Consider the following 7,779-nt stretch of genomic DNA (forward strand, 5'->3'; position numbering starts at 1 on the left):
AATGCAGGGGGCCCATTATATTAAAGTGCTTTAAAACGAATAGCTGTACCGCCACTAGTGGCTAATTTAAGCGTTAGTTTATCGCTTGCAGTTACAACACGTTTTTCGATAGCTAGATCGTACGGATTGTTTTTCCACTCTGCGCTTTTACCATCTTTATAAATTTGTGCTTCAAATTTTTTGCCTTGCTCTAAAAAGTCGAGTTTTACCTCAATAGTTCTGGCTTTTTCGTCAGTAACAGCACCTAGGTACCAATCGTTTCCTGAGTATTTAGTGCTTTTACGTTCTTTACGAGCGAATACAATAAAGTCGCCTACTTCACCATCAATAGCAATGCTTTGCTGCCAATCTGTTGGTACGTCTTGAATGAATTGAAATGCATCGGGCTTAGCCAAGTAGTTTTTAGGTAAGTCGGCAGCCATTTGAATTGGGCTATACAAAACAACATAAAGTGCAAGTTGTTTGGCAAGTGTAGTTTGTGGGCGGTTTGTATCGCCTCCTAAACCATTAAAGCTCATATCAAAAATACCTGGCGTAAAGTCCATTGGTCCTGCAAGCATGCGGGTAAAAGCAAGCATTGGTACATGCTCTGGTGGATTAGGTGGTGAACCCCATGCATTATATTCTTGTCCGCGTGCACCTTCGCGCGCAATCCAGTTTGGATAAGTACGGCGCAGGCCTGTATCTTTAATTGGCTCGTGAGTATTAATGCTAATTTTATGCTTAGCCGCAAGTTTTACGTTATAAAGGTATTCGTTAACCATAAACTGGCCGTCATGCCATTCGTGGCGAGCAATACCGTTTTTGTCTATACGTTTTATATTTCCGCCATCGGCTACATAACCTGTTTTTACTTGGCTTACGTTTGATTTTTCGTAAAGGGCAAAAGCATCTTCCATTTGGTCACTGTAGTTGCTTACATTGCCTGATGTTTCATGGTGGCCAATGAGCTGTACGCCTTTTTCTTTGCCGTATTGAGCAAGCGCTGCTATATCAAAGTCGTCGTACGGTTTGGTAAAGTTAAATACATCGCCATTAAAATACCAATCGCCATCCCAACCAATATTCCAGCCTTCAACGAGTACGCCATCAAAACCATACTGCGCTGCAAAATCCATATAGTATTTTGTGGTTTGCGTAGTGGCGCCGTGTTTTTTACCGCTACCCCAAGTTTGCGTGTTTATATGCATACCCCACCAAATACCCACGTATTTGCCAGGCTTAACCCACGACACGTCGCCGAGTTTATTGGGCTCGTTTAGGTTTAGTATTATATCTGAATTAACTAAGCCAACAGCGCTGTCGGCTATTTGAATGGTGCGCCATGGTGTTTTAAAAGCACCTTGTTTTTTAACTGCAACACCATCTGACCACGGCGTTAAATCGGCAGTGAACGTACCAGAGCGGCGTTGATTAAGCACCATGCCTGCGTAATCAACAAGTGCGGCTTCATGAATACTAATATGAGTACCGTCACTTGTTTTAAACGTAAATGGTGTGTGAGCTAGTGGAGCTTCGTTAAGTGGGGTAGTGTTGTAAACATATTCGTAGCGGTTCCAGCCACGAGCAGGTATCCACCATGCTGTTGCATCATGGCTATTGTTTATTGCAAATTCAGTTAACTCTTTGGTTATTTCTGTATGTTCGAACCCGGCTTGTTGTGGTACTTCGTACCTAAAACCTACACCACTATCAAATGCTTTAAATCGAATAGTGTAGGTACCTTTATTTGGCTCGTTTTTTGTAAAGGTAACGGCTACTTCGTTATATTCGTCAATAACGTTTTGGCGTTCGCCCCAGGGTTGTTGCCACTGCGAGTTAACGCTTTGTTGTTCAATGCTTTTAATTTTAAAGCCGTCGCTAAAAGCTGCTTGTGTTTTAAATTCAAACCCCAGTAAAGATTTGTTTATAACCGCTTTGTTTTTAAATTTTATCGCGTAGCTTGGCGTGTTGTTTTCGTCAGAGATGCTTACTGTTATTTGTGTGTCTGGCGATTTTAGCTCTACGGTTTGTCCGTAGCTATTACTAGCAAAGGCTAAAAGCACAAGTGCTGGTATTCTCATGGTGTGTCCTTAGATGAGTCGGTGGTGACATCTAAGGATAATGACTGTTGATGATTAATACGACTGCTTACATACGTATTCAATGTTTTAAAAAATAGAAAGAATTTGGTGGCTTAATCGGTCTATAATGTAAACAAATTGATAATAGCGACAAGAAAATGATAAAAAGCTTACTTTATGTATTTTTACTAAGTGTTAGTACTGGAGTTTTTGCAGCAAATATTACAATTAAAAATGCTAATAATGACCCATTACCTAATGCTGTTGTATGGCTAACTGCAGGAGACCCCTCTAGCGTTATTCCTCCAGAAGCACCTTATGCGATGACCCAGCAAAATAGAGAATTTAAGCCGCGTATTTTAGTTGTCCCACAAAATGCAAAGGTAGAGTTTCCGAATGCGGACTCAATCATGCATCATGTTTATTCATTTTCTAAAGCCAAAACGTTCGAATTAAAGCTATATAAGGAGCACCCAAAAGCGCCCATTACTTTTGATCAAACGGGTGTTGTTGAGCTTGGCTGTAATATTCATGATTGGATGTTAGGTTATATTGTGGTGGTAGATAGTACTATTTTTGCAATCACTGATGAAAACGGGAATGTTGATTTAAATGCCAATGCAGGCGAATACACGTTAAGTGTTTGGCATTCTGGGTTTAGTGATATTAGTAAGGTTGAATCTCAAACTATTACTGTGGCTACTAACCCTATCACTTATAAAGTAAAGCAGGAAATTGCGGAGCAAATTGACTTTGCTACGGATGAATTTGATGACTATTAATCGCTTAATGAGGCTGGCATTTTTAGCCGGTGCTTTATGTTTTAGTAATGCATTGTATGCACAAGTAAAAGGCTTGATACAAATTAGAGCCGTGCAGGGGGACGATATACGTAGCTTCCAAGAGGGCGGTCTTGGGCTATATCGGCACGATACTAAAAGCGACGAACTTATTTTATCCCAAGGTATTTTAGATTTTAATGTTGATTTAGCATCTAGTTGGTCGGCTCATGGGGTGTTAAATGCGAATCAAGATTCTGACGTTGGCCTTGGTTTTACGCAGGCTTATATAAAGTATCAGCCGCTATCTAACAGCAACTATAAATGGCACATGCGCGTGGGGGGCTTTTACCCACTTATGTCGCTTGAAAATCCTGATATAGGGTGGACTTCTCCTTATAACTATACAAACTCAGCTATTAATAGCTGGATAGGCGAGGAAGTACGCACTGTTGGCGCAGAGGTAACTATTAAGCGCCCAGCAAAACGTTTTAACAGCGCTCATAGCTTTAGTTTTGTAGGTGCTACATTTAAAGGCAATGATCCTGCCGGTACTTTACTTGCGTGGCGTGGTTTTGCATTACACGATAGACAAACTACATTTAACGAAAGTATTAAATTTGCGCCTATAGCGGCATTAAATGCATACGAATTACGTTGGCAGGCTAATCAGGTTTTACCGTTTGAAGAAGTAGACGGTCGTTTTGGCTATTACGCTGGCGTACATTGGGATTACTTAAAAAAATCACAATTTCGAATTTATTATTACAACAATAATGGCGACCCAACCACACTTAATATTAGTACAGGGCAGTATGCTTGGGATACTCGCTTTACAAGCGCCGCTTGGCTTTATAAGTTTAATAGTAAAACACGTTTAATAGCACAGGTACTTAATGGTAAAACTGAAATGGGCAGTAACGCATTAATTGATAATGCTTTTTATAGCCATTATTTAATGCTGAGCCATAAAGAAGGCAAACATCGAGTTTCAGTACGTTATGATTATTTTAAAGTTACTGACAACGACACAACTGCGTTTGACCCTAATGCCAGCAATGGGGAAGGCTTAACCGCAACATGGCGCTACCAGCTCACTAATAAACTACAAATAGGGGTTGAAGGTTCTGCACTTAAAAGTGCTGCAAAAAATAGAGAGCCAATTGGATTTAATGAACGAATCTCGCAGCAGCAAATAATGCTAAATGCGCAATGGCGTTTTTAAAAGTATAAAAAAGGGAGCATTTAAATGCTCCCTTTTTAGTTTAATAAAATTGGTATAGATTATACCAACCTGCATAAATCTTTGATCAATTTAACGAATTAAATTGCACTATAACGTCGTTAAAAATTTTTTATTTAGAACAACTAGATACAAAAATTTTTGCCTAGTTCTAGCGTAATTTTCTTAACGTTAAATAGACCTCGTATATAAGCAGATTGGTATTACGTTTCACTACTAGTTCCCTTTAGTCTACTTGACAATTTATTCATATCAAAACAAACTACCTACTAGTAGATTGCTAAATAGCTAATAGGTAAACAAATGACTAAACCAGTAATAATTATAGGTGGCGGACTGGCCGGCTTATACAGTGCGTATAAATTACAACTGCTTAATATTGAGTACTTATTACTGGAAGCCAAATCGCAATTAGGCGGCCGAATTTTTGCTGCGCAATCACCAATAAATAACGATGTTAGTTTTGATTTGGGTCCTACGTGGATATTTCCCCACCAACCAAAAATTCAAGCTTTAGTAAAGTCACTCCGCTTAAGTATATTTGAGCAATACAACAAAGGTGATGTGTTATATCAAGCGCCTAATTCCAAGCAACCTCAACAAATTGCAGGTGCTGGAGATATGCAGTTATTTAGGCTTAAGCACGGCATGAATACCCTAATAACTGCCTTATACGAGCAACTTAATCCTGATTCAGTGTTATTAGAACACAATGTCACTGAGCTTAAAAAAGGTGATAATAACTGGCAAATTACAGTTAATCACTTAGGTAATATAAAGCACTTTACTACTGAAAAACTAATTTCAGCAATTCCTGCTCGTATGGTTACAACACACTTAACACCTGAACTATGGGCTACTCAAACGCTCATAAACCGCCTTAGTAGTGTACCTACATGGATGGCAGGACAAGCCAAATTTATAGCTACTTTTGAACATGCATTTTGGCGTGATAAAAACTTATCAGGACAATGCTTTAGTCGCGTAGGCCCAATGGTCGAAATTCACGATGCCAGTGCTGAAGATGGCAATTACGCCGCATTATTTGGCTTTATAGGTGTGCCCTACTTATCAAGAAACCAAGTAACTAAAGAGCAATTAATTCAAGCCTGTGCCCAGCAGCTTAGCTACTTTTATGGTAAAGATGCTGAAAAGGCAACGGGGTATTTTATTAAAGATTGGGCAGACGATAAGTTTGTAGCTAATAGAGACGATCAAACTCAGCCTTCGCAGCACCCAGAATTTGATTTTTCAGGCTTAGATGAGCAATTAAATAACTTGAACATTCATTTTGTAGCGAGTGAGTTTGCAAAACAAGAAGCAGGATATTTAGAAGGCGCAATAAACGCGGTGGATGACGCTATTAAATTTTTTGTTAATTAATAGCCCTGTATTTACTGATAACTTAACCATCAAGGGCTTTAATTTTACAGCCCTTGATGGTTATAAATGTTAGTTATTTTTAGCAACGTCTTCGCCACTGCCTAGTAGAGTGGCAACCCACTTACCTTCAGCACTGGCTTCTAAACCTATTTTTACAATCATAGTTAATGGCACAGATAAAAGCATACCCACAGTACCTAATAACCAGCCCCAAAATATTAATGATAAAAATACCACTAGCGTTGAAAGACCCAGCCCTTTGCCCAAAAACTTAGGCTCTACAATATTGCCCATTACCGTATTTATTGTTAAATAACCTGCAGCAACCAATCCCGCAATTAACGGACCTTGAGTAATAAGCGCAAGTAATACAGCCGGTACAGCCGCAATAATTGACCCAATATTAGGAATGTAATTGAACATAAATGCCAATACCCCCCACAGCACAAAGTAGTCAACGTCTAAAATCCATAAGTAAAACGCAGCAATAATACCCGTACCTAAACTTACTAGCGTTTTAATTGCCAGATATGAATTAATAGACTCTAAAAAGCGGTCAATTTGCTTCATTTTGCTATCGGGATCTTCAAGTGCCATGTGTATTTTTTTGCTTAGCATTGGCCCTTCAAACAACATAAAAACAACGGTTAAAATAATTAAAAACATGTTTGCCATTACGCCACCTAAACCGGTGAGCATATTAGTGGCTACATCAACCATTTTACCTGGGTCGAACATATTGATTAACTGTTCTTTATTAATCAGTATGTTGTATTGAGATGCTAAATCTACAAGCCATACAAATTCTTCTTTGAGTTGTGTTTTATACTCAGGAAGTTGCTGCGAAAAATCGTTTATTGATTGCCCTACAAGCCCGCCAAGGCTTACACCTAAGCCAACTATAATAAGCACTACCAACATAACAGCAATGCCTTTAGGAATTTTGTAGCGCGCAAAAAACTTGATAAGCGGATTACAAATAATGGCAATAAACGCCGCCAAAATAAACGGAATAATAATTACACTTGCCGCTTTTATCCCCGCGAGTACGACCACTAAGGAAGCAAAAACTATTAAGCTTTTATTTACTCCAGTTAAACTTGCCAATTTATTAATCCTTTTATTAATGATATGGCTTTAGTGTAAGGCAAAAGGTAATTAAATGAAATAATTACGAAGTGATCATAAAAGCCTGTTTTACGTATAAATTTGCAAAGCTGTTTGCTAGCGAGTATGTTTTTTAATCACTTGCTACTATTTTATTGTAAGGATTAATAATGCATATATTTGTTACTGGCGCGACGGGATTAATTGGTAAGCACTTATGCCCTTTTTTACTTCATCATAATACTGTTACTGTGCTTAGCCGAAATCCGACTAAAGCAAACGTATTATTGGGCCATAAAGTTAAAGCCGTAAGCAATGTCAATGCAGTAGATTTTAACACTGTTGATATTGTTATTAATTTAGCTGGCGAACCTATTGTAAATAAACGCTGGAGCGACAAACAAAAGCAAATAATACGCGACAGCCGTATTGGTGTTACACAACAAATTAGTGAAGCTATTAAAGCTTGTAGCACTGCCCCGCATACTTATATATCTGGAAGCGCCGTTGGGTTTTATGGTCGACAAAATAGTAACCCTATTGATGAAACTTTTGAAAACCCACACGACGAATTTAGCCACCAGCTTTGTAAAGACTGGGAAAATGCAGCGCTACTCGCGCAATCAGAACACACCAGAGTGTGCCTTTTGCGCACGGGTATTGTTTTAGCTAAAAAAGGTGGAGCATTAAGTAAAATGCTCCCTGCCTTTAAATTGTGTTTAGGCGGCCCAATTGGTAATGGCGAGCAAGGAATGTCGTGGATACACATCGACGATATGATTCAGCTAATACTCTTTATTATTAAGCATCCAGAAATATCTGGCCCTGTTAACGCAACTGCGCCAAATCCTGTAAGCAATGCTCAATTTGGTAAAAGCTTAGGCGAGGCGTTATCGCGACCTGCATTTATCACTATGCCCACTGCAGTACTTAAACTATTAATGGGTGAAATGTCAGACTTACTAACAACGGGACAATTTGTAGTCCCTAAAAAGGCGCTCGTTCATAATTATCGTTTTCATCATCCTGATATTAAATCAGCTTTAGAGAGTTTGGTTTAGCGGGCGTTAATAATTCTTGAGGTAAAATATAAAAATTGAAAAAGCAATCCTTTTAACTGAATTGATCTTTCCTTATTAATACATAATAATTACAACAGTTAGTTAAATATATATTTCATCATTTTATAATAAAGAGAATAAAT

Annotated in this window: 6 protein-coding genes; 4 read left to right on the forward strand and 2 right to left on the reverse strand. The window is 38.6% G+C overall.

Annotated elements, in window-relative coordinates; all coding sequences use genetic code 11:
* Positions 1-20: 20 nt before the first annotated feature.
* Positions 21-2,063 carry a glycoside hydrolase family 97 protein gene (locus CXF76_RS05240; RefSeq protein WP_101163197.1) on the reverse strand — a complete coding sequence of 681 codons (2,043 nt, stop codon included), beginning with the start codon at positions 2,061-2,063 and terminating at the stop codon, positions 21-23.
* 158 nt (positions 2,064-2,221) lie between these two features.
* Here CXF76_RS05240 and CXF76_RS05245 point away from each other — a divergent pair, with 158 nt between their 5' ends.
* From CXF76_RS05245 to CXF76_RS05255, 3 genes are all read left to right on the forward strand, one after another.
* The gene (locus CXF76_RS05245; protein WP_007584982.1) at positions 2,222-2,845 is read left to right on the forward strand and encodes a hypothetical protein; all 624 of its coding nucleotides are present in this window, start codon (positions 2,222-2,224) and stop codon (positions 2,843-2,845) included.
* The gene (locus CXF76_RS05250) at positions 2,835-4,067 is read left to right on the forward strand and encodes a hypothetical protein (RefSeq protein WP_101163198.1); all 1,233 of its coding nucleotides are present in this window, start codon (positions 2,835-2,837) and stop codon (positions 4,065-4,067) included. Before CXF76_RS05245 ends, CXF76_RS05250 begins: the two co-directional genes overlap by 11 nt.
* Before the next feature lie 321 nt (positions 4,068-4,388).
* Positions 4,389-5,468, forward strand: coding sequence for a flavin monoamine oxidase family protein (locus CXF76_RS05255; protein ID WP_101163199.1), 1,080 nt, complete (start codon positions 4,389-4,391; stop codon positions 5,466-5,468).
* Positions 5,469-5,537: 69 nt separating this feature from the next.
* Here the strand turns inward: CXF76_RS05255 and CXF76_RS05260 are convergent, their stop codons facing one another.
* A complete protein-coding gene (locus CXF76_RS05260; protein WP_024590908.1) occupies positions 5,538-6,575 on the reverse strand; it encodes an AI-2E family transporter in 1,038 nt (345 codons plus the stop codon).
* A 170-nt stretch (positions 6,576-6,745) separates the two neighbouring features.
* Here CXF76_RS05260 and CXF76_RS05265 point away from each other — a divergent pair, with 170 nt between their 5' ends.
* Positions 6,746-7,636: a TIGR01777 family oxidoreductase gene (locus tag CXF76_RS05265; protein ID WP_010552533.1), complete on the forward strand. Its 891-nt coding sequence runs from the start codon at positions 6,746-6,748 to the stop codon at positions 7,634-7,636.
* Positions 7,637-7,779 lie beyond the last annotated feature (143 nt).

This window comes from Pseudoalteromonas sp. 78C3 (genome assembly GCF_002836695.1).
Taxonomy (GTDB): Bacteria; Pseudomonadota; Gammaproteobacteria; order Enterobacterales; family Alteromonadaceae; genus Pseudoalteromonas; species Pseudoalteromonas arctica.